Origin of the sequence: Oligoflexus tunisiensis (genome assembly GCF_001748245.1) — a bacterium.
GTDB classification, from domain to species: domain Bacteria; phylum Bdellovibrionota_B; class Oligoflexia; order Oligoflexales; family Oligoflexaceae; genus Oligoflexus; species Oligoflexus tunisiensis.
Genome location: NZ_BDFO01000001.1, coordinates 2,068,290 through 2,090,376, shown reverse-complemented (window position 1 = coordinate 2,090,376; position 22,087 = coordinate 2,068,290). Strand labels below are relative to the sequence as shown.

The following is a 22,087-nucleotide window of genomic DNA, read 5'->3' as shown; positions in this document are numbered from 1 at the left end:
TCATGCGGAGCGAGCGGGCCGGGTCGGCTTTTTTCCAGGCTCCGCCTCGCCCGCTTTGGCTTCGCGGTGCATGAGCCGCCTGACATGGGCGTTGATCACTTCCATATCCTCTATCGAAAGTTCATCGAGCGCATCAGCCGGAAGATCCTCGCAGAACGCTTCAATCATGGCCCGATCGCTTTCAAGATTGATCTCCAGCATTCGGACAAGATCCGGACTTAAAAGAGCATCATCAGAGAGGGAAAGGTCCATTTTAAGGCCCGCACTTTTCTCTGCGGCATCCCTGGCCACACGAAGCGATGCCACCTGATGCCTGAGCCTTGCGGTATCGGGAAGGCTGATGGCGGCAATTGTTTCTCCCTTGTGCTCAAAGGGGTGAATAAGCTTATGGATCACTTGGATTTCTCCCATCTTAAAATCATGGCTATGCCATTAACCAAGCTTCAGGTTCTTTCTTGCCGACTCGAAGTGATCGAGAGGCCCGTGCTTCACAACACCATTTTGTGCATCGACGGCGAAGATGGGGATATTGTCGCGCGCGACAAGGAGCGACATGAGATTCATCTCCAGCGTCTGCACGCCCGCCTTGAGATCACCATTTTTTGCCGATCCCGGGTCAATCTTGAGAATGGTCCCGCGCATCGCATAGATCAGCTCCGATGTCGCGCCGAGTGCATTCTGCATGTGCCCGTGAACCACGGCATCAACCAGCCCTGCGGTCGGAGCACCGGCCAGAACATAACCTTCGAAGGTTTGCTCGGACATCTTGAACGTCACGTCCATGGCTTCAAGCACGGTCGGCATCTTGATCGGCATCGCCATGCCGGCGTTCAAAACCTCCTCGGTCTTGTAGGCAATTTTCGGAAAGGTGACCTCCTCCACAACGCCCGCGTAGTCGGTCGGCCCCAGGATCAGGTTGAAGTTTTTGAGGTACAGGGGAAATTTAACTGACATTCACGCCTCCTCACTTGCAGCAGATGGCAACAGCAGTGCCTTTGATCTGAGGACTGACTCCCGATTTCCAGATCCATTCGCAGAACCAGGTGGCATCCTCGATGACAGGAGTCGAAGTCTGAAGCTGCACACCACTCCCGCTTGTTATATGGCAGCCGCCACCAACGAGGATTTCGCCACTGCCACAAAAAGCGGAAACTTCCGCCGTATGCAAAACAGTGGTTTCTGCCGAGACGCTCCTGCAGCTGCCGACCGTCCCCTTGGGTCCCTGAGGACCCATAGGTCCGGTATTGCCTTTTGGTCCCTGAGCTCCAGTTGGCCCCATGGGCCCTCTCTCTCCTTGCGGTCCTCTCAATTCTTCAATGCTGATCGAGCTTCCATCAGCGCAAACTATCTTTGGATTCCTCCGGTCGTCATACCAGCAGCCCTGTCCGGGCTCACCCATGTCACCTTTGTCACCTTTTGGACCCTGATCACCCTTTGGGCCTTTGAGCGCTGCGACTTCAATCGATGATCCATCTGCACAAACAATTTTTTGTGCCTGATTGTCGTATGAGCAGCCCCTGCCTGGGTCACCAGGTTCGCCCTTGTTACCCTTGTCTCCCTTAGGACCGGCCGAACCAGGTTTTCCTTCATTACCTTGAGGACCAGGTTCGCCTTTGGGACCGGCCGGTCCTGGCTCGCCTCGATCACCCTTCAAACCCTGCGAGCCGGCTTGTCCTTTCGGTCCCTGTGGCCCCTGAGGTCCGGGCTCCCCCTTCTCGCCTTTCGGACCCTGAGGCCCCTGAAGACCTGTGGGCAACCCGACCCATTTCCCTGTGGCATCAATCACCGGATTTTTGCCGACATGAAGCGAGCGGACATTCACATCAACAGGCATGTTCACATTGCCTGTGGCCCCGGAAACAATCACTGATGCAGGGCAGTTCACCCTGTCTTTGCACTCACCGAATGGGGCGGTTTTGTGAATTCTGAGCGTAAGATCCCCTCCCTTGCTGTTGGTGCCGATATTGTCGATAAGGTAGGTGTTCTCAAACGTGGGACTTTCATTATCGGAAAAAAGCGGTGCCGTTTGCTGCGCGAACACGGCAAATCCAAGACAGAAAATAGCTGCAAATAAAATCAGGCGAAATGAATTCATTGGGCTCCTTCCCCAAAATTTTCGTAGTATTTATTGGTGTTGAATCCTTCAAAATGAAGCGTCTCGGCCACGGCGGTTGGCGTGAAGCTGTACTTCCAGTAGACATCGCCGCGGGCCAGAGCATCGGCTGTGTTACGTTCCGTATCGCCCCTACATTCGCCGCCGACAATGGCTCCCTCACGGATCAGATCCGAAAAAAAGTTATTCACTTTTCTTTCAACCGCTCCTATGAAGTCGCGATTGATCCCTGCTGCCACGGCCCAGCGGGTTGAGGCGGCTATGGCCTCCTCGATGGCATCGGCGATGCGGACCTTTTGTATCTGACTCGTTTTTGAGTCCGATGAACTTCCTGTGCCCTTGGCTCCCCAGACCCTGAAGCCTCCATCCTCACGGATAAGGGTCGCAACCTGCATTGCGTTATACTGCTGGGCCGTAGACTCGGGATCATCCATCTCAAAGGAGACCCCCACATTTGTTCCAAGAATTCCATAAAGCGGCTGATTCGATGGCGACTGCCAGAAGTTGATCCTGGCAAAAACGCCGGCCACATGGGAGCTGGCCGGGACAGCACTGGTCTTGTCGCCGTCTGCGACCTTGACCTTCGGCGAGACGACATAAAGCCGCGTGTTGCCATTGAGGCCCCTGAATTTTTTCAGCTCTTTTTCATCCTCCGGGCCATCGACAATCGCAATCGCTTTAAGGCGCCGCGCAACGGCTACGAGTTTTGTCACAATTGGATTTGCGGTATCAGCCATGTATCAGCTCCCCCGTGGTCTGTTTCGATTGTTTTCGGGTTCCGGCGCAGGCGTCGGATTGGGTGCCGGCGTCGGGTTTGGTGCCGGTGCAGGATTCACCGTGTCCTGCGTGATCTCGCTGCCAAAGCCGGGCACAATCAGAATCTTGGGTTTGTATCCCGTCACCGATTTGGCCATCGGCAAGGCATCGATGGCTTTTAAAATGTCGGCCTGGGAACCCGATACTGACTTCACAAGGACCATGCGCGCAAGGCCCTGTTCCTGAACACCGATCACGGCCTCGTAAAGCGTTCCCTTGTCCCCCTTTGATCCTTCCGGATAAATGGCTTCAAGAGCGGCCTTTTTTCCAAGGAAAGCTGCAGGAAAATTGACGACAAGTTCCTTGCTTTGTGGCGCTGTTCCCACAATCCCGACAACGCTGGTTGATGGCGAACGGATTTCCTGGGCTTCGCCAGTCGCTTGGCTGATGATGATTCCATGCACGTAAAGTGCGTCACTCATATTTGACCTCGAATGATCCATGAAAGATTCGTTTAAGTTTGCCGCGGGCCTGAACTGATACGAAAAGAGCGGCGCGAATCGCCTCAATTTCCCGCTCGGATGGAATGTGCCGGGGATCGACCTCATACTCAAAGTGGGAAAGCGGAATGAACCTGATATTTGAAAATCCAACCCAGCGCATGGCCGTCCGAATTGCAAAAAGTGTCCCATGGAGCCGCATGAATTCCTGGATCTCCTCATCGAGCCTTTTGGGGTCAACGGCATACGGAAGGAGCGGCTCAAGGCTGTATTCCCAAAGGATGGCCTCCCTGATTTCAGGGTCCGCGCGAAGCCGGACGTTCTCTATCGGTGCCGGATCGAACGATGGATAAAGCTTTCGTAAAATCGGCTCAATCATGCTGTCTCCACCGCCAGATCAAGAGTGGAGATCACCGCATAGCGCTCAGGCTGAACCGGAATATTGCTGACAGGCGAGCGCAGAACCACTGACCGGACGCCTGTATGGTGCAGCTCCTTGATGATCCAGCTTACGGTCGGAACCCAGCCGAGACGCTTTTCGGCTTCAAACCTTTCCCGGAAATTTTTCTCAATCGTGGCCTTGTGATCCTGGCCAAATCCCGGCATGAGGGAAATCGTCGCTGCGATCGGAAAGGGCGTTGTGAGAGCCGCGCGGAATGTCACCGAATCCAGCGCAGGTTTGACCGTTTCCAGTTTGAAGGCTTCCGTCAGGGCGGAAACCACAGCCGCCTTGAGATCAGCTGCCTCGCTGCTCACGAGCACATGAACGAGAATGGCCCCGCCCGAGACCTGAACATGGGCATCCTTGACTGCGGCCGAGCGCGCATCCCTCCCTGTGCCAAGGGTGGCTTCGCCATAAAGAAATGAAAGGGCCTTGTACATGGCCACGGTTCCCGCCGGCGAGGCGAGATACCTTGTGCCGCGCATCCTCGCCCGGAAGGCTTCATAGTCCTCACCCGGACGGAGTTTACCCTTGAAGATAAATTCAAGGTCGTTTGACAGCCTTATAAGCTGCGCGTATGCCGCTGCGTTGGTCTTCTCGGTAATGATGACCCGCAGCAGGGTGATCTCGACCAGAAGATGATACGCGGGATCCGCAGGGGTCGGCCTTGTGAAACCAGGGATTTTCTCCCGGGCGAGAGCCGTAAAGCGATCGAGGTTCTCCTCGAGGCTTCTTTGAAAGTCGGGGGTTTCGATAATTTTTGGCAGCTGCATGACTATGTTTCCACTTCAATATTGTTTGTCTCAAGCTCAAGCGAGACCTTGATCCGCTCGCCGTTTTCCTGGCCGATGACCGTTCTGAGTCTTGCCCCGGGAATCGTGGCCTCGATGCTGTCGGAAAGGTCAGCCGTCAGATCCAGGACCGAGCCGGCTGTGATCTGGCGGCCGAGGTATTTCAGATGATTGACCCCGTACCAGCGGAGCATCGGCCGTGAACCTTTTTGCGTTTTTATCGCCCGCCTGACCGCCTGCCGGATCCAGGCTTCGCCACTGATGAGATTTCCCGTCCCTTCGTCCATTCCCATCATGTGATTTTTCCCTTCATGATCGGACCGCCATTGGGCGTTGTGCCTGTGACCACCGCGTTCTCCGTGATATGGCGGATAATCGCATCGGCGACCTTTTCCCAGGCCCCGTCCGCATCGCCGTCCGTGGACTTCGCTGCCGATTTGAGCGCGGCTGCGAGGCTTTGTTCAGAACCCTGAAGTGGCACATCATCCCCCAAAGGAATCAATTTTTTCAATCAGCCCTGGTAGCTCCGTGGCAGCAGGGAGAAGATTTTGCGGCCCCATCATGGTTGAAGTCTTTGATTTGCTGATCGACTTCAAAGCGTCGGAAATCGTCTTCATAAGCCCAAACTTTGCCCTGCTGAATATCTCGAATTTGTCCGTCCAGAACTCCATCCGCGACCCCTTCACAATCACGCTGAGATCATCCGGCCGTCTGATGGTGAGTGTGTGGGCCGCATGGTCATAGGAAAGCTCAAGGCCGTCCGGATATTTTCTAAGCGTGAGGTTTTTTTCCTTCGCGGGAGCCGGATGGGTCGATGAATATAGCCCGGTCAGGACAAAGCCTCCGGCCAGCTCCCCGCCCGGGGCCAGAACAAGACACTGCTCGCCAGGTTCAGGCGGATCCCAGTCGATCGTGTTTCCGGCGCGACGGGCAAAACAGGGGAGCCAGGTCGTGTAAAGATTCTCACCGAGCCTTACCCTGGCCCTGGCCCGCTCATGATCCACAGCCAGGATCTTCCCTGGCCTTAGAAGGTTATCCATGCGCCGCGAGAGATCCTGGATCGCCAGCTCATTATCCATCAGCCTTCTCCCCGTTGATGGTGGGACTGAGGACCGGACTTATGAATTGAGCTGCTGGACGTGGATACGGCCGCTCGTAATCAATTCGCGCCGACATCGTAAGCACCGCCACGCGCTGGCTGCCTGCCATGTCATGCGAAAATTCGACATTCATAAAAAGAAGCTTCAGGACCTTCCGCATGAGAGCCTCACTCGACTCGATCGCATGCTCGATTCGCGCGCGAAGATCAGAGAGTTCCTGCTCGGCATCACCTTTGACGATAAAGCCGCCTTCGATTTCGATCATGACCTGCCGACGTTCAAGACCATTGCCTTCCTCGATCAGCCTATCCCTGTGAATGAACATATTCACGCAAGGCAGATCCGCTTCGGATATCTTTTGCACGCGAGCGGAAAAACGTTTCCAGTCTGGGAGAGCCTTTCCGAGCACACATTCAATTTCGGTTCGGATCGCAATCAGCATTCAGAATGTTCTTTCCACGCTGCGTCCGTCGACCGGGTGAAGATCAATCTCCACGAGGCCTGCGCCGGACATTTTTTTAGGCTTGAGCGAATAGGTCTGGCCGGTCCTGAGACGCCTGATAACATCGCCGCTCTCCATCAGTCCCGCATCCTCATCCAGAACCAGGATACGGATCACCCGCGTAAAGCGGCCGGGCTCGAAGCCCTCCGCTTTTTCATCAAACTCTGTGAAAATTGCCTGAAACACATGCCCGTCAATCTCGAAGCTTTCGGAAAATTCAGGAGCCGGCATCAAGCCACCGTAACAAGTTCTGCAGTGTTCGGGTCAAAGGTCGCAAGCAGCGGCGCCGACTGCAGCATGACCAGCCGCTGGCTTGGATCCTCAATGGTCCATGACTTTAGGAAGGTTTTTTGCGGAACCAGATTGGCATCAAGATCATGAATTGCCCCAAAGAATCGGATGCCGTCCACCCCATCGCAGCATAAAAGCACCTGATTTTCATCGATATAGGCCTTTCCGTCATCGGAAACGGCGTCGTACACGTAGATATCAACGTTTCCAAAATTTCCTTTGTAGACGAGGCTATCAAAGGACTGGGCACTGGGTGTTTGCAGGAGTCGAAGCTCAGCGCCACGAATATAGTCAGGCAGCATCCTTTGCACTTCATCGCAGGAAAGAAAAAGGTCATAGGCGCTCTCGTGCATGATCATCATCCCTGGCCGCCTCTGCCTCAGGTTAAGACGGGCCATGTTCGCCTGTCTTTTCTGAATCCAGGAGCGCATCGGAAAAGCCTTGTTGGCCCAGGACTTGTCACCTGTGAGTTTGACGCCGAGTGATTTGTCGCGCTCAAAGTCGAGCACAGCATCAAGGCCATCGCCTTTGATGGTGAGCATTCCTGTTTTGACCACCTCGGCCGCCATGAGTTCGATCCTGTTCATCCATCTATCCTGAAGGCGCTTGATGTCTCGGGTCAGAAGGATTTCAAGACGCTGCATCGGGGTCAGCTCCCCACCAAAACCCTCGCCTGCGAGGCGGGTGAAGCCACGGTCGGGCGTCAGATCCGTTTTTTCCTTGATGTAGGCTGGTTTGAAGGACTTCGTCCGATAGCCCTGGCTTCTGATCATCGGGGCTTCGTTGAGCGGGTGAACGAAAGGGGCAATACCGGCTTTGACGCCAGGAGCCTCATCAAAGTAAACCTCCTCCCGCAGCGACTGGACCACCGTCGGAAAGAATCTATCCGCAAAAAACATCGGGCGCGGCACAAGGCGCTCGATAAGGCGGTTCAGATAGTAGGTGCCGTAAATGGGCAGCGTATTCATGAATCAGTCCTCCCCCTTGTCGATGAAAATACAGCGAGGGATCAGATCCTCCTCCACGCTCGAAATCGTGTGACCGCTCCCCACGTTAAGATCAAGGCCCAGAAAGGCGCCTGTTCTGAACACCAGGACTTTCCTGTCGGCATCCGTTGCGTCAATTTCATGCTGGAGAATGCAGACCGGTTTTTCACTTCCGTCCGCGATGGCTGTTCCGTCCTTTGCCGTTTTTGAGCACAAAACGTATTTTCCGGAGGCTGTTTTCCGCCCGAGAATTGCACCGGCCGTAAGCTTTTGGCCTTTTTCAATCGTCACCGAATCGCGGCGGGCCGGAAAATTGCCTCTATGAATAAAAGCCGGTCTATGTTCACCGGCCGTTCGCCAGGACGGCTGATAGTCGTAACTCATTTGCCCCCCCGGATTTTAAACTCATCGATTTTTTGCGATAGATGAAGAGCCGCCTCAAGCTGCCGATCAAGTATCGCTTTTTCGTCCCCAGTTCTGGCAGATTCTGACACTGGGGGGGTGTTGAGTTCAGCCAGCTGTGCATCGTGTTCCTTCTGAGCGGCATTCGAAATAGTTCGGAGCGGATTTTTTTGCGCTTCCTCAAGAATTTGCATCGCGGCATCCTGAACTGAAACACCGCGATCGATCAGGGCGCTTAAAAACCCATCCGACACCTGGCCTTTTCCGAGTGCTCGGATTCGGGATTTGCGCTGATCCTCAGCAGCAATGCGGGCAAGAGTCACCTTTTCGCCTTCCGTCATGAAATACCGGGCAATATCCGGGTACTCTTCGGCGATATATGCTGCCGTAATTTCTTCTGGCTTCACAGTCTTCTCCCCAAGAAATGATATGATTTTTTCAAAAGTTGAAATTCCATCGACAAGTCCCTGCGTACGGGCTTTTTCGCCCACCAGGACCCCGCCCTGGCCGTACTTTTCCAGGACAATCTCACGGCTTATGCCGCGATTTCTGGCCACTTTTTGTATAAAAATCTCAGCCAGGGCGTCGGCACGCTCCTGCAGAGCCTTTTCTCCTGCCTCTGTTCCTGGATCGATATTTTTGTTTGGTGATTGGCTTGCGACGACGCGAATTTCATTATCTGAAATTCCGCAGTGAGCCACTATTTGAACGCCAATGCTTCCGACGATGGCGGAATCCGAGGCATAAATCCTATCACAGGCACTTGCGATCCAGTATGCAGCGGACGCGCCATAGTCTGAAATGTAAGCGAAAATCGGTTTTCTGCCCCGGGCCTCAAAAATAGCGTCCGACAGCTCTGAGCAGCCTCCGGCTTCACCACCAGGGCTGTCGATTTCAAATAGAATGCTTTGAATCGAAGCGTCCTCTATCAGTCTATGGAAATCGTGCATTAGTGTTTCGTATGCGGTGGCTCCGCAGTGCCTAGTCATGAGATTTGAACGCATGAAGAGTGAGTCACGGACCGGGATGATGCCCACCCCGCCCCGATTGTAAGCCCTGTGGGCATTTTTCACCGATTCGCCAGGAAACCTTTCAAGTGCTTTTCCCCTTTTATGAGTCCTGACTACCGAGATCAGATTTAGCAAAGCCTCATCAGTCATGGCCCAGTTGGTTTTCATTAGATAGTTAAGAGCGTAAGACAAAAGGCACCTCGCGTTGGCACGAGGAAAAGATAGATTGATGGGAGACAGTTGTGAAGTTTTCGATTGTCCGCTAATTTGCGGACATTTGCGAGCAGCTATAGGTATTGACAGACTTACTTCTACCGAATTCGGTCAGTTATGGTTCAACTCTCTGCATTTGATGGATGGGATAGATTGTTACAAAAAGTTGGATTGAATCGTCAGAGGTCCCTTATCGATGGAATCGAAATTTTCGAATCCGGATCTTCTGTCTAAGAAAATAACAAGCTGCTCATTGCGTTTCCGATTTCTGATCCTGCCTTGAAAAAATTCGCTGCTCCTCTTCATACTCGCGAATATGCTTTTCAAAGTCGCGTCCCTGGTTCTCAACAATCATACGCCGAGATTTGACACCATTTTCAATGTCCACTTCATTTGCCCTGGCCTCCTTCAAGGGATCAATTGACTCCATCTCGCTTCCGCACCACTGGGTGCAGAGGTAGGCCCGGCGTTTAAGTGGGTCCTTGAAGAATTCCGGGGCTTCGAGCATGCCTGAGCGTATCGCATCAGTGATTACCCATTCCCACACCGGCTGACAGAATTCGGAAACCAGCCAAGCCCTGCGCGTTTTGAATGCTTTCCAGGCCTCCAGTATTGCGCCTCTTGCGGCAGAGTAGGACGACTGGAAGTGCTGGGTCAGCACTTCATAGGGGATGCTCAGTCCAATCCCAATTTGCTTGATGACGGCCTGAACGAAAGGATCATAGTTCGAGTTGGGGCGGCCTGGAGCGGCGGCACTGATCTTTTCGTTAGGCAGGAGCCGAACCAGCTTTCCTGGACCGAATTTGACCATCTGACGCTTCGGCTCCACCTGCCCTGTAGGAGGAGAATCCCGATCCTCAATGGCATCGATATCATTGCCAAAAATGTCGGACTCTGAGGTGACAAACATCGAGAAATAGGCATTGATCACAGCCGCCGCGATCTCTGCGTCGGAATACCGGGAAATCTGTTTAAACTTCTCAATTATCGGAGCCAGGGCAGGCTCGCCACGACTCTGTCCGAGAAGCCTTTGATGATAGACGTGAAGAGCCAGAGGCATTCCTTCATCATCGAAGCGCGGCACACGAACGGTTTCCCTGCCCACAAAACGATCAGGACCTGCTTTTACGATGTGATAGGCGATTGGAAAGCCATCCCTCAGCTCCACTCCTTCGCGTATATCAATATTCGGATCAGTGCACCGGTCGGGATTCTGAAGCCTTGCACCATCGATCAGCTGAACTGTGGTCGATAGTATTGCGCCTGGGCGTTTCGCATGCCTTCGGATGGCCACACAATCCCCATCAAGAAAGGCCGCTCGCAGCACCTGAGCCTGCATCATTGGAAAGCTCGCCTTTCCATGAAAGTCCGCTGTATCCGACTTCATATGCAGCTCAAATATTCTCTCGGCCCTGCGCTCAAGCTCCCGCGCTTTGGCCTCAGGAATCCCGATCAGCTCATGGTCAATCCTGGCCTGGGGCCTGATGCCATCAGACACCACGTTGGTTACAAAATTTTCCACGGCGCCCCGGGCAATGCCCTCGTTCCGATCAAGATCGCGCGACTGATCACGAAGGGTCGGCATGGCTCCGAGCAGCGCCTCGTCAGCGCTTGCAGTGGCAGGGTACCACTCGGAAGACGCCATACTGCGCCGCGACGTTGACCGATACGGAGCATCGGCCGTCGGCTCGGTCCAGGCGGACTCCCTGGTAAACCAACCCTTCAGTCGGGCAGCGAGTGATGGCTTTTGGGCCTTAACGGGGGATTGCATCGACCATTCCTCCTCCCCTTCGGCGTGTGATAGCCAGCTTCAGCTGAGCCTCCCTCCGATAAAGATCCCGGAGATCCGCCCTGGAAACCCTTCGTCGATTTTGATTGACCTCAATATCAATCTCCTGACCACCGTCCTCGACCCTGGCTATCGCCTGCTGCACCGATTTCAGCTGCTCTTCAAGAGTCATCTCCCTGCCCTTTTCTCAAAGTTTTCACAAACCTGGTCGATATTAATCCCATCCATATTTTCGCGTGCTGCGTGCGCGTACCTCAGGCAGTCATGGGCATGATCAGCAACTCCTGCAACGGTTTCGTAGACCATCTGAAACTTCCCTTCGACCTTCCGCCAGATTTTCTTCGGAGCCGCGAGCTCCTTGAAAAAGGAATCGGGGAGGTTCTTATGAAAGTGGATGATCTCCGCATCACGATACCGGGCCTTTGGGTTGGTGCCGAGGGCCTCGCGATACTCCTTCATTCGCTCCATAGAGCGCTCCAGGGACGAAAAAAGGCGGCCATGGGTCGCGAGCTTTCCAACCGGGAAAAGGAAGACCTTGGCCTCCTTTTTTATTGTGGGATGATCGATATAGGGAGCAGCGGGGCCTTTGGAGCCTTTGATCGGCAGGATTCTTTGCTTTATATGCCGGCTGCAGAAGTCGTAAACCGCCCCGGTGTTATGACCGCCGGTATCAACGCAGGTGGTCGCAATGCGAAGTCTCGATACGCCATTGCTGTGCGGATAGGAAGTCCTGAGCCTTCTTTGAACGCGGGCCCAGAGCTCGGGAGCGTTCGAATCCCCCGGCTCAATCCAATAGTCGAGCACCCAGCTTTCGTTCCCGCAGCCCCAGCCCACGACCACAATGTCAACATGAGTCGGGTGGGTATCGACGCCCGCGGTGATTACGCCTATTCCCTCCGGAAGCTTTGCCTCCGGCCAGTAATCCTCCCTCAGTTGCATCAGATCGTTTGGATCACAGCTAGTGATCGTATCGTCCTCGTAGGGCTCGCCCAGGCAATTGTTGACAAAGACCTTCATTTCGACTGGATTGGCCAGACCTTTTCGAAACTGCTGCAGGCTGCTTTTCCATGACCACATGCCCGGAGGGGCATAGAGGGCCGGCAGATGATAGCCTCTGCCACCATCCACTGAAGTGGCAGTAGGGCGCCACTCCGCACGGGTCAGCATCTGGATTTTGTCCTGCTCGAAATGCCGATAGCCACAGAGGATGCAAGGATAGGCGGGATCATCCGTCGTAAGATCAAAATTTGCCCACACCAGAACCTGCATTTCACCGCAGCTGAGGCAAGGCACGAAGAGCTTTCTCTGATCAGTAGTCAGGTATTCCCGCTCTATCCGGCAGTAGTCTCTGATGGTGGGCGTGGAGTTGTAGAAGATTTTCTTGCGGCCGTCATAGGCCGACGTGCGGCCGAGGGCGAGGCCGCACGGATCGCCATGGCCCTGACAGTCCTCATCGTAAGCAGAAACCTCATCGAACGCCAAATACTGGGCCGACTCCGAGCGCAGGGATGGTTCCGAGGTCGATGTTGCAAGGTTGATATGGCCACCAGGAAACTGCTTTGAAATCAGAGTGTCCTTTTCCCGTTTGCTGTCGGGCAGCTGTTTCTGATATTCGGCTACCCTCTCACGAAGATCGCGACAGTTTGCGATAATGGGATTGATCCTCTGCTTGGAAAATTTCTCCCGCAGCTCATCGGTCGGCTGCACGATGATCATGGGAGCTGGCGCCACCCCCATCACCCAGAGCATCCAGGCGAGGATCGTGAGTGTCCCTCCTGTCTGCCAGCCTTTCATCAGAACAACACGCTCGATGCCGTTATCGGGCATAAGCGCATCCATGAGCTCGTGGAGATAAGGAGTTCGAGAAAAATCGACGAGACCCGGGAAAGGGTTTTTGCCGGATACGAGATAGAGGTTTTTTTCGGCATATTCAACAATACTGATGTCAGGGTTCGGCATCAAACCGTAATAAAAGTCAGGCACCACCGATCCGAGGCTTGAAGTCATCAGGTCACGCTTCAACGGACTTCTCCATTGAAAGCACCGCAGCACCAAAGCGTTCGTCGAGCATGTCTCTTAGTGCTTTTCTGATCGTGGCCTTTTGAAAGGTGCGGAATGCGAGCCCCATCTCGTCAAGGTCCCCGGCAAGGGCCGTCACCGAATCGTTCCCATGCCTTTTTCGGAGAAATTCCACGACAAGTCGCTTCAACTCAAATTCACTTTCATTAGGGACATTTAAGAGGCTATCCCTTGTGCCGCGGGCGACGGTAAAAGCCTCGGCACGGAACTTTTCAATGCTTGTCAGCCTCCCAGCCTCCCGCTCAAACGTCAGTTTCTCCAGCAGAGCTTCATAGTGTCGCTTGACCCGGTTGGCCTCTGTCACGCTCATTTCATCATGGGGCCAGTCAGATGGAGTATCCGCCGGCCGATTGTCCTTTCTATGATCCTTGTTCTGAATCCAGGCGTGGCACCCAAGCGAAATTATGATTCGAGTGCCATCCTTATCCTGAATGACCGCTCCCTCAAGCCTTGTCCCATTCTTGATCGCCCTCAGCACAGCCGAATGATTGACCCCAACTATCCGGGCAAATTCTCTGATCGAAGCTGTTGGCAAATCCAAAGCATGACTCCTGAGCCGGCATATCCGGCACAATCGAGTCATAACTCATATCTGATTCACTACAAAGTTTGTGAGTGTCCGCAAATTTGCGGACGCAGGGAATGCTTAAATCCCTTGAAAGTCCGGCTTCACCCGGCAGGAAGAGACATCGTAGTGTCCACAAATTTACCAGGGATAGGTCTATAAGTCTTTCAGCTAAAGATGTTCACGAAGGCAAGTGGTGCCGGTGACGCAAAATTTTTATCAAACCGAGCGGGAGGGGGTGGTTGATCGTCAACTGACCGTTTTTATTGATGAAAGGACCCATGCAATCATAGAAGTTGACTTCGCGCGCAAAGAATTTTCATCAAGTCATATCGCGGCATTGTTCCCCTCTTCGTCAAAAAAAGTGACAAGGAAACCTGCATCACAGTCTGCGCATCGAGCGTCGATGGAACTCTTGGCGGGTTTATCTTCGGTCAGGTAGACTTTGCAGAAGGGGCAATGGAATCCCCAGCAGTCTGTTTCTCTATCTTCAATATCTGCAAATACACGTCGCATATAGCTTTCCTTCAGTTCAGGCGTGACTATATAACGACTTGTTTGGAAAAGGAATGCGGAACCAGTTTCGCACTTAGAAGCTGGAAATGGGGACCATTCGCTTCCGATTGTAAACCCCATATCTCGATTAATTCTCTTAAGTAACAGATTGTTGCAATATTGAAACTGTTCTTATAGACTCGGGTTCAAGCGACGAAAAATGATTCGGAACTCAACTTATGATGTCAAAAAAAAATCTTAAACGTCAATTGCGTAAGGCAAAGAAAATGACTCAACAGCGGTCGAGTGTTGGAAATCCCGAAGACCTTGAATCTTTAAAGCGTTGGCGCGAAAGACATTTTGTAAGTACGTCTATCAACGATGGAGACCATCTAGAAGAAATTGTTCAAAAAATCTGTGAAAGAATTGGCGTTCCCGACCTCGTGTTTCGAACCCCCAAATTCATGGATGGACCAAATCAAAAGGAAGTGGCTGACATTCTCGTTTTACTTGGTACTACTCTGATTGCTTTTCAGATAAAGCACAAAACCCTCAGCCCTGAAAAAGACGAAGCCACGATTCTGGGGCGCGCTGGGGGATTAGTAGACAAGGCAATAGGTCAATTTGAAACCATTATTCGTCTATTGAAAAATCGCTTGCTGCCGCCTCTAACAAATCTGAGAGGAAATCAGATCGATATTGCTTCGACTCCAAATCTGAATCTTGTCTGCATTTCCGTCGTAGCTTTCCCTGGCGTTGAAAATTTTCCTGAAGAGAAAAAGTTCGAACTCCAGAATGGATTTAGACTTTTTCGAGACTATCCTGTGCATATCTTCGATATCAATGACTTTGACAAGGTTTCAATCGAATTGGATACTTTGCCGGATCTTCTAAGTTATCTTGATCGACGCCGCGACATGCTAGAAGGACAGATGATTGGCGATCTTAATGAACTTGATTTCTTGGCTTTCTACAAAACCAAGCTACCCGAAATTGAAGAGGAATTCGCAGGGCCGATCGATGGAATAGCATTGGAGCCAGGAATTTGGGACTATTATGTATCTCACCTCGCGCCTGCAATCATTCGGAGAAATGAGCTAAACTTGACTTCATATATTGTAGACAAGATTTTGCAAGGATCACATCGGTCAATCGGGTATGAAATAAATCATGACCCAGAGCTGTTAGCTGTTGCTCCTCCAGGATCCGTCGAAGCGCATTTTCAGCTATCGACAGATTTGGCCAGTCTTAAGCGTCTGGCCAGACGCGCGATTGGAGAAGCTGTGAGAGATTGTGCATTGCGAGCAGATGTAAACTTGAAGACAAGGCGCTTTCCTATTGCTTTCAGAGTAATTAAGCACCTGGATGATTCGGAAATAGCAGTAGTGATTTTGACAGTAGTTGATGCTGAGGTTAGTCGGCAACAGCGTGCTGCTTTGCTTCGAAATGCCTGTTTCGCTGCATATCGCAGATTGGAGTTGAAAGCAGTAATCGGAATTGCCATTGAATCTGCTTCATCGCTGCAAAGATCCGAAGATTTTTTTGTGGCGAGGGACGTTGTCTTTGACGAAGCATCTGCCAAAGCAATCGACGAATTTGCAAACAGGACATTTGGTCCCTTGAAGGGGTTAAAAAGCTCCGAATATGGAGGGGATGATATTACTCCGAAAACTTGAAGGATATCGTAGTTTTGAATGACTCTTAGCTAAGGGTGGAGTTGCTAATGAGGCAATGCTTCAATTTTGGATAGCTATTGAAATCGTGGATTTTCCCCAAACGGAACCCCATGGCATACAGGAACAGACACGATGATCGGCTATTCCGTCCTCCAACAAGTCATCGAAGTTCAAGCCTGCCAGACTCAAACACCTCGCTCTCGATAATGCACTCAATTTTTTCTGCCGCTCAATAATGGGAGTAGCACCTAAGTTTCCGCACTTATGGCTCGAAGGTCTACAAGGCTTTGGCATGGGCAATTATTGCATATTCATTCATTCGGTTACCCGCCGAGAAGGCATTATATTCGGCAGGAGGTACTGTGATTAAATTTGAAACCGCAAGCTCTCGTTTATCTGCAAAGATAAATTCACTACCTGAAACAGACACAGAAGCACTCCTTCCCGAAGAAGTAAAAAAAATACTACCAATTATGGCACCCAAAGATCGTAATGATTTTAACTTCTACATGGCACATATAATCGCCAAAAAATCCTCCCAAGAAAATGAGATTGGTTTGCAGAATTGGCTTCGAGAAGGAGTTGTAGATCGAATAGGTACCGGTCATCTGCGGATGTCTGAAATAATCGATCTTTCCAATAGGATTTACGCCGCACATTTGAGCAAGAAGCCATCAAAATCAAATCGCCAAGATGATTACTTTAAGAGAATTATTGAACTACTTATTCAGATTTCGAGGGAGTTGGCCTTCCAATGAAGTTCTTTCGATGCATAAAATTTGAGAACTTGATCCATTCGCTAGACCGGAAAGACAGTAAGAAATGGACACAACTTGGGGCTAAAACTGAGGATCCATGGTGGACACTCAAAGAAAACTACGAGTATGCAAAATCATTTGTATCCAAGGTGATTACAAAACAGCAATCAGCATTTATTGAAGGCAGCTTCAACTACTCAGCTTATCAGGGCGCGCGCTTTAACCCTCCTAAAAGTTGCCGATCACTGTATCTCAGCGAAGATCCAGAAACATCTCTATTAGAAGTTTCATATCATGTCTTCAGCAAGAACTTCAAAACACTAAAGAGCTTTAATCAAGCACAACAAAACTCCAAGCTTACTTTCAAACGAAGTTTGCCTGAAGTTCTGGATTTCTACTTGGTTGTCTTTCACGTTGAATGCAATCTCGCTAAAGCAAATATTGCTGATATGTCGAATCGGGAAAATCTCTACAATTGTTTGGTGGAACTTGGTTATGATCGCTATATCGATAAGAACAAAAGACACAAGGATTCAATTAATTTTTCAATGAGCAATGACTACAGCATTTGTCAGCAACTAGCAGCTTGTTCATTAGCCAAAGGAATAAAAGGCATAAGATATGAATCCGCGCGTCTTTCAGAAAGACGAAATCTAGTAGTCTTTAAAGACGGACACATTACCATTGGCCCTGAATTTGCGATCGTAAATGTACAATGCAAGCCTTCGTTTGAGGATAGGCGCCATGAGTTTAAAATTTATCAGGGGGAAAAGCAAATCTCTCGTTACCTATTGGACCCTATCCACAAAAGGTCTTTGAGAGTCGTCCATCGCTTTCAGCCGATCGACGGAGTCAAAGACGACAAAAGGGAAACTATACAGCAAAAATTCCACGCCGCTTGATTTTGTTTATTCCGTTCCCTTAGAGACAAGAGCCACTCTTACTTCCCGCTTGGCATTGTCAGCCTGCAATCAGGAGTCTAATTGACGGAGAAAGCCAAAAGTTCATCGATCCTGCACAAGCTATATCTAACTACGCTAATGCCGCTCCTGGCAGTTGGCGTTCCATTGTTTATTACTGCAGCCATCCAGATTGTTCATGATAGGACTGTGGTGGCTGAGGACGTACAATGCGTGAAGAATAGCGTAGAGTGGGGTTCATGCACACCCCAGGAATTGGAGTCCTTTGAGAGGAAAATCGGCTTCCGATTCCCTGATGATTATCGGGCTTTTATTCTGGAATCCAACGGTGGAACACTAGATTCCGCGATGGTCTTCAAGGGCAACAACCAAGGCAAGATGGTTGAAGAGGGCATAGAGACCTTTTACGGATTTGGAGCACCAAATTGGGCGGATATCCAAAGTTCTTATCAAACCTATCATATCAATCAAAGACGAATGCCGGACTATCTGATAGCTATTGGAAGCGATGCAGGGGGAAACCAGATTGCAATGCTTTTGAATAATCTGGCCTTTGGATATGTGGTCTATTGGGATCATGAAAATGAGGTGGACTTTGACGATCCTGAAGAAGCAAAAAGCCCGGTAAGAAACTGCACACTCATAGCGAAATCATTTAGTGAATTTTTGGCTATGCTTCAATCTCAAACATAATCAATCCTGATGCAGGTAGGTTTTCTTGCGGAGATAAATACTTGTTATCTTAGATTTTTAGTGCCAGCGCAGCCGTCGTGTGACTCCGTTCAGACTTCATACTCTCATTTGCCTGCGGCATGCCTTCCGGACTTAGACCGATCCCACGCCGTTGCTCAGGGCTTAAATCCGGTCCATTCAGTTTGAACGATTTTTGTTAGACTTTGCGGTTAAACAATAGGGAGATCAGAGAGGGATCATATTCTGAAGCAGTGGGACGCTTGATTGCGTCCCAGATTGTCGATACGAGTCAGATAATGCGGACGGCGAAGAATTCACTATTGATGTTTGCGCCATTACGGTAAATGCTGGCACTTGCCGTACCTCCACTCTCAGACTTATTCGCCCTTATCTTGTATGTTGTGGAAGGCGAACTCGAAGGAATATTTGCAACAAAAGAAAATGACAAACAGCTAATAATATCCGCAGCAGCAGCGGACGGACTATAAACATAAAGCGCTTTGGCTTGCTCTTGTACGATGTTGTCTAGACCATCCGTGATAGATACGTTGATTTGAGAAGTCGCACCAGTTGCCGCTGCTGTTGATACCCGAGCACCAATATTAGCAATAACCAGCCATACACCAGGAGTCAATGTGATTGAAGCATTAGCCCAATCAGAAGTGCTTGTGCCAAACGATTGCGTTGACGGCGGAGTTTCCCACGTGATTTTCTGTCCTACGTATCCCTCTTCAATAGGAACACCGTCATTCTTACCCACAATGCCACCTGCTGGGGTAATCGAGCCATTAAAAATCTTATTGCCACCAAACGTTTGAGTAGTACTGTCGGCGCCATGAGTTACGATTCCTGAAGTGGTAGGCCCTGCTGGAACAGTAGCTGCTGAAAAGTTGTGCCATGTGTTTGACCCTATATACCCATAGAATGCTTCTGATCCAGGGGATCCATCGAAAATAATCTCACCTTTGACAGGATCCAAAACACTTTCCGTACCGCTGACAGTTGGAGCATTAAATCCTGCTCCTCGAAACTCTTCGCTTTGCGCAAAAACTGAACCGGAAAATGTGAACAGCAACGTAGTACTAATCAGCAAATTTCTCATCGTATTCTCCTTATTGAGATAATGTGATTCAATTTGGTTATGGGGTCCACGTGGGTTTACTTGCCAGTTCAATGTCCCCCGAGACTGACCAAGTGGTGTTTATGGACACTACAGAGCTAAGCAGAATTTCGATAACCCCGCTCGACGCACTTAAAGCCGCTATGGAGGTTCCGGACGTCTGTGCATTATTGTTGTGTACAGCTACAGCCTACTTGCTGTTGACGCCTGTAATGCCGGATACCGTAAGCGCCACAACGTTGCTGTTTGCTTGGCCTGAGATAGTTCCACTAAGGTTAAATTTTAGGCGAAGGTTGCCGTCTTGGTCTTGGTAATAAATGCCAACTGCACGCGTGGTCGTCCAACCTGTTCCTGTTACAGTGAAGTTAACTTGCCCCATTCTTGGAGCAACCAGCCCTCTTTCATCACTAGTCGCCAAAGCAGAACTCTGCTCGAAGTGAGCGATTTTTGTTCCTGTGGTTGTGTCCAGAAATGATTTCGGACCTGCAAACTCTTGCAAGCTAGGTCCAGCCGTAACAATACCAGGGGTCGTAGGACTTGCGGGAGTCGCAGACGCCCCAAGGTTAATCCACTGCGTCCCGTCATACCCGTAAAAGGCAGACCCGGAATCATCAAAAATTATATCACCGAGGACTGGCCAGTCTACACTTGAAGTTCCATCTACTGTTGGTGCATTGAACACACCACCACGCAACGGCTCATTAGAAAATCCTGTCATCGACAGGAAACACATCAATGCAGCACTTAATAACAAATTTTTCATAGTATTTCCTTATAATGTGACTCTTTCTTGTAACAAACTGAGGAGGGGGCGCTATCGCGATCCCTATTGGCTTACGAGTGGATTATTGAATGCGAACTGCGAGTAGACGCGTATTCTGGTAAGTGCGGATGGTGTTAGAACCTGACCCTGCAACTGCGTGACGCAAAACAATCGTTTTAGTACCCGAGCCGATAATGAGAGGATGAATGATACTAAAAGAGCCGTACTGAGAGTCTCCCACAGAACCCGGACTTACGCCAATAAAAATGTGGCTTGATTGATTAGCCAGCGTAACCCCATCTGTGGAGTTATATATCTCCGCGTATCCTTGTGTTGAACCGCCGGTACTAAATGATGTAAAGTCCTGAGTCCCCATAGCAAACACAAGCCAGTTACCTGCCGTAAGGTTTAAGCTCAAACCGGATATTGCTACAGGGCTACTCGAAGTCGAAGTTTGTACTGATCCGAGTGTTGCGGCTAGAGTTTCACCCACATAACCTTGCGCTACAGGTACACCATCAGTCTTACCCACGATGCCACCAGCGGGAGTAATTGATCCGTTAAATACCTTGTCGCCACCAAAAGTTTGAGCCCCAGTTGTTCCGTCAGTTACGATCCCTGAAGTACTAGGACCTGCAGGAGTGGAAGCTGCCGAGAGGTTATGCCATAGGTCAGTTGCACCAGCATATCCATAAAAAGCACCCGTATTCGCTCCTGAGGGTACAAAGACGATCTCACCCTGAGCAGGATTGGCAACTCCTTCAGTATCAGTTACCGTGGGAGCATTAAAGCCCGTTCCACGAAGCTCTTCGTCTTGCGCTAAAATTGAACCGGAAAATATGAATGGCAACACAGCACTAAACAGCACCTTTCTCACGGTATTTCCTTTATTGAGAAATATGATCCAAATTTCATAATAGACAGTGGGGACGCTGGATTGCGTCGCTAATTTTGTGCATTATTGGATGCGGATTGCAAAGAACTGGGAGTGCGCAGAGGCTACATTGCCAGCTGTTCCTGTATAGTCAGCACTAGCAACAGCATAAATTGTTGTATCGGAAGAAACATTGAAATATGCAACGGATGTTCCAGGGAATCTTGCATTGGTTACTCCGGTTGACTGGTCCCTTGTTAGAGAGGGCGTTTGTAACGTGGCGCTGATTGTGCTGATAGACTGTTGGAATAGGGTCCACGTCGACGACGGAGGAGCGGCTCCCAGTTTTAGAAATGCCATCCACACTCCAGGAGTAAGAGTAATGCTGCCACCGGTAACATTGAACCCAGTCCCAGTCGCTGCAAATGTAGTATCTGAAAGCGTGGCAGTCTTTTTCTCTCCAATAAGGCCTTGTGCAATGGGCGCACCATCAGTTTTTCCTACTATTCCGCCAGCAGGAGTGATTGAGCCATTAAATGTCTTGTTACCACCAAATGTCTGGTCTGTATTAGTTACATATCCAGAGGTACTAGGGCTAGCTTCAGTCGAAACTGCAGAAATATTCCTCCACGTTCCGGTGTTATCTAGCCCATAGAAGTTATTGTCACTGGTATCAAGAATGATGTCGCCTTTGAAAGAATTCTCCCAATTGTCTTTGTCGCTTATTGAGGGAGCGGTGACTCCACCTCCGCGGAGCTCTTCTCCTTGCGCAAAAATTGAACTCGAAAATGTGAACAGCAACGCAGCACTAACTAGCAGCTTCTTCATCGTATTTTCCTTTATAGAGATAATGTGATTCAAGTTTTGTAGCAGACATCAATCGATATTGAAGTGAAGAAAACTTGAGTTGAAAAATTCAAACCTTTATTAAATTAGCGGTTTCTTTAATCGTATGTTCTACGGTGCAGACAAAAATATAGGATCTTGATTAAAAAATGACCGCGAATAATGTTGCATTCGCACGCTTACCTAACGCCATCCAGTGCAACCTCTAAAATCGGTTTAGCTGATCATGACGATTTGAAGTCTGATTCAATCCATGCAGGATCCGAAGGAATGGATTACACTTCAAAGGAGTCTAGGGACGCTGATATCAGCATGAATTCGTAATTGACTTAGATAGAGAGTCGGATGAGGGAATCGCGGCAGCGGCCCCTATTTTTTTACCGTCGATTAAGTTATGACCCAA

At 50.3% G+C, this 22,087-nt stretch carries 28 protein-coding genes; 4 read left to right on the top strand and 24 right to left on the bottom strand.

What is annotated here, in order from left to right; genetic code table 11:
- From OLTU_RS09095 to OLTU_RS09005, 20 genes are all read right to left on the bottom strand, one after another.
- Positions 1–396 carry a hypothetical protein gene (locus OLTU_RS09095; RefSeq protein ID WP_141732443.1) on the bottom strand — a complete coding sequence of 132 codons (396 nt, stop codon included), beginning with the start codon at positions 394–396 and terminating at the stop codon, positions 1–3.
- A 36-nt stretch (positions 397–432) separates the two neighbouring features.
- On the bottom strand, positions 433–954 hold the full coding sequence (locus tag OLTU_RS09090; protein WP_141732442.1) for a phage major tail tube protein: 522 nt from the start codon (positions 952–954) through the stop codon (positions 433–435).
- Positions 955–964: 10 nt separating this feature from the next.
- Positions 965–2,095 (bottom strand): collagen-like domain-containing protein, encoded by a 1,131-nt coding sequence (locus OLTU_RS32870; RefSeq protein ID WP_141732441.1) that lies wholly within the window; start codon positions 2,093–2,095, stop codon positions 965–967.
- Positions 2,092–2,850 (bottom strand): phage tail sheath family protein, encoded by a 759-nt coding sequence (locus OLTU_RS09080; protein WP_141732440.1) that lies wholly within the window; start codon positions 2,848–2,850, stop codon positions 2,092–2,094. Before OLTU_RS09080 ends, OLTU_RS32870 begins: the two co-directional genes overlap by 4 nt.
- A 3-nt stretch (positions 2,851–2,853) precedes the next feature.
- Entirely contained in the window at positions 2,854–3,351 is a 498-nt protein-coding gene (locus OLTU_RS09075; RefSeq protein ID WP_141732439.1) for a phage tail sheath protein, read from the bottom strand.
- A complete protein-coding gene (locus OLTU_RS09070) occupies positions 3,344–3,748 on the bottom strand; it encodes a hypothetical protein (protein ID WP_141732438.1) in 405 nt (134 codons plus the stop codon). Before OLTU_RS09070 ends, OLTU_RS09075 begins: the two co-directional genes overlap by 8 nt.
- A complete protein-coding gene (locus OLTU_RS09065; protein ID WP_141732437.1) occupies positions 3,745–4,584 on the bottom strand; it encodes a baseplate J/gp47 family protein in 840 nt (279 codons plus the stop codon). Before OLTU_RS09065 ends, OLTU_RS09070 begins: the two co-directional genes overlap by 4 nt.
- Before the next feature lie 2 nt (positions 4,585–4,586).
- Positions 4,587–4,898, bottom strand: a complete 312-nt coding sequence (locus tag OLTU_RS09060) for a hypothetical protein (protein WP_141732436.1) — start codon at positions 4,896–4,898, stop codon at positions 4,587–4,589.
- Positions 4,895–5,083 (bottom strand): hypothetical protein, encoded by a 189-nt coding sequence (locus OLTU_RS09055; RefSeq protein ID WP_141732435.1) that lies wholly within the window; start codon positions 5,081–5,083, stop codon positions 4,895–4,897. The genes OLTU_RS09060 and OLTU_RS09055 overlap by 4 nt, the downstream gene beginning before the upstream one ends.
- Before the next feature lies 1 nt (position 5,084).
- Positions 5,085–5,681 (bottom strand): phage baseplate assembly protein V, encoded by a 597-nt coding sequence (locus OLTU_RS09050; RefSeq protein WP_141732434.1) that lies wholly within the window; start codon positions 5,679–5,681, stop codon positions 5,085–5,087.
- Positions 5,674–6,066 (bottom strand): hypothetical protein, encoded by a 393-nt coding sequence (locus OLTU_RS09045; RefSeq protein WP_218109937.1) that lies wholly within the window; start codon positions 6,064–6,066, stop codon positions 5,674–5,676. The genes OLTU_RS09050 and OLTU_RS09045 overlap by 8 nt, the downstream gene beginning before the upstream one ends.
- A 78-nt stretch (positions 6,067–6,144) precedes the next feature.
- Positions 6,145–6,435, bottom strand: coding sequence for a hypothetical protein (locus OLTU_RS09040; protein ID WP_141732432.1), 291 nt, complete (start codon positions 6,433–6,435; stop codon positions 6,145–6,147).
- A complete protein-coding gene (locus OLTU_RS09035) occupies positions 6,435–7,463 on the bottom strand; it encodes a major capsid protein (protein WP_141732431.1) in 1,029 nt (342 codons plus the stop codon). The genes OLTU_RS09040 and OLTU_RS09035 overlap by 1 nt, the downstream gene beginning before the upstream one ends.
- A gap of 3 nt (positions 7,464–7,466) precedes the next feature.
- Entirely contained in the window at positions 7,467–7,865 is a 399-nt protein-coding gene (locus tag OLTU_RS09030) for a head decoration protein (RefSeq protein ID WP_141732430.1), read from the bottom strand.
- Positions 7,862–9,043 carry a S49 family peptidase gene (locus OLTU_RS09025; protein ID WP_218109936.1) on the bottom strand — a complete coding sequence of 394 codons (1,182 nt, stop codon included), beginning with the start codon at positions 9,041–9,043 and terminating at the stop codon, positions 7,862–7,864. The genes OLTU_RS09030 and OLTU_RS09025 overlap by 4 nt, the downstream gene beginning before the upstream one ends.
- A gap of 313 nt (positions 9,044–9,356) precedes the next feature.
- Positions 9,357–10,877 (bottom strand): phage portal protein, encoded by a 1,521-nt coding sequence (locus OLTU_RS09020; protein WP_141732428.1) that lies wholly within the window; start codon positions 10,875–10,877, stop codon positions 9,357–9,359.
- Positions 10,861–11,067 carry a hypothetical protein gene (locus OLTU_RS32275; protein WP_218109935.1) on the bottom strand — a complete coding sequence of 69 codons (207 nt, stop codon included), beginning with the start codon at positions 11,065–11,067 and terminating at the stop codon, positions 10,861–10,863. The genes OLTU_RS09020 and OLTU_RS32275 overlap by 17 nt, the downstream gene beginning before the upstream one ends.
- Positions 11,064–12,917: a terminase gpA endonuclease subunit gene (locus OLTU_RS09015; protein ID WP_141732427.1), complete on the bottom strand. Its 1,854-nt coding sequence runs from the start codon at positions 12,915–12,917 to the stop codon at positions 11,064–11,066. The genes OLTU_RS32275 and OLTU_RS09015 overlap by 4 nt, the downstream gene beginning before the upstream one ends.
- Entirely contained in the window at positions 12,907–13,515 is a 609-nt protein-coding gene (locus OLTU_RS09010; RefSeq protein WP_141732426.1) for a hypothetical protein, read from the bottom strand. The genes OLTU_RS09015 and OLTU_RS09010 overlap by 11 nt, the downstream gene beginning before the upstream one ends.
- A gap of 351 nt (positions 13,516–13,866) precedes the next feature.
- Positions 13,867–14,055 (bottom strand): hypothetical protein, encoded by a 189-nt coding sequence (locus OLTU_RS09005; protein WP_141732425.1) that lies wholly within the window; start codon positions 14,053–14,055, stop codon positions 13,867–13,869.
- A 218-nt stretch (positions 14,056–14,273) separates the two neighbouring features.
- Between OLTU_RS09005 and OLTU_RS09000 the strand changes: the two genes are divergently transcribed.
- The 4 genes from OLTU_RS09000 to OLTU_RS08985 all read left to right on the top strand — a co-directional run bounded on the left by OLTU_RS09000 (position 14,274) and on the right by OLTU_RS08985 (position 18,081).
- On the top strand, positions 14,274–15,710 hold the full coding sequence (locus OLTU_RS09000; protein ID WP_141732424.1) for a hypothetical protein: 1,437 nt from the start codon (positions 14,274–14,276) through the stop codon (positions 15,708–15,710).
- A 362-nt stretch (positions 15,711–16,072) separates the two neighbouring features.
- Entirely contained in the window at positions 16,073–16,468 is a 396-nt protein-coding gene (locus OLTU_RS08995; RefSeq protein ID WP_141732423.1) for a hypothetical protein, read from the top strand.
- 29 nt (positions 16,469–16,497) lie between these two features.
- Positions 16,498–17,370 carry an RES family NAD+ phosphorylase gene (locus OLTU_RS08990; RefSeq protein WP_218109934.1) on the top strand — a complete coding sequence of 291 codons (873 nt, stop codon included), beginning with the start codon at positions 16,498–16,500 and terminating at the stop codon, positions 17,368–17,370.
- A gap of 81 nt (positions 17,371–17,451) precedes the next feature.
- Complete coding sequence (locus tag OLTU_RS08985) at positions 17,452–18,081, top strand: SMI1/KNR4 family protein (protein WP_141732421.1); 630 nt, start codon at positions 17,452–17,454, stop codon at positions 18,079–18,081.
- A 289-nt stretch (positions 18,082–18,370) separates the two neighbouring features.
- On the opposite strand, the gene OLTU_RS08980 is transcribed toward OLTU_RS08985, so the two are convergent.
- From OLTU_RS08980 to OLTU_RS08965, 4 genes are all read right to left on the bottom strand, one after another.
- Entirely contained in the window at positions 18,371–19,183 is an 813-nt protein-coding gene (locus tag OLTU_RS08980; RefSeq protein WP_141732420.1) for a hypothetical protein, read from the bottom strand.
- Positions 19,184–19,391: 208 nt separating this feature from the next.
- On the bottom strand, positions 19,392–19,964 hold the full coding sequence (locus tag OLTU_RS08975; RefSeq protein WP_141732419.1) for a hypothetical protein: 573 nt from the start codon (positions 19,962–19,964) through the stop codon (positions 19,392–19,394).
- Between the two features lie 82 nt (positions 19,965–20,046).
- On the bottom strand, positions 20,047–20,841 hold the full coding sequence (locus OLTU_RS08970; RefSeq protein ID WP_141732418.1) for a hypothetical protein: 795 nt from the start codon (positions 20,839–20,841) through the stop codon (positions 20,047–20,049).
- An 81-nt stretch (positions 20,842–20,922) separates the two neighbouring features.
- On the bottom strand, positions 20,923–21,666 hold the full coding sequence (locus OLTU_RS08965) for a hypothetical protein (RefSeq protein ID WP_141732417.1): 744 nt from the start codon (positions 21,664–21,666) through the stop codon (positions 20,923–20,925).
- Positions 21,667–22,087: the final 421 nt, after the last annotated feature.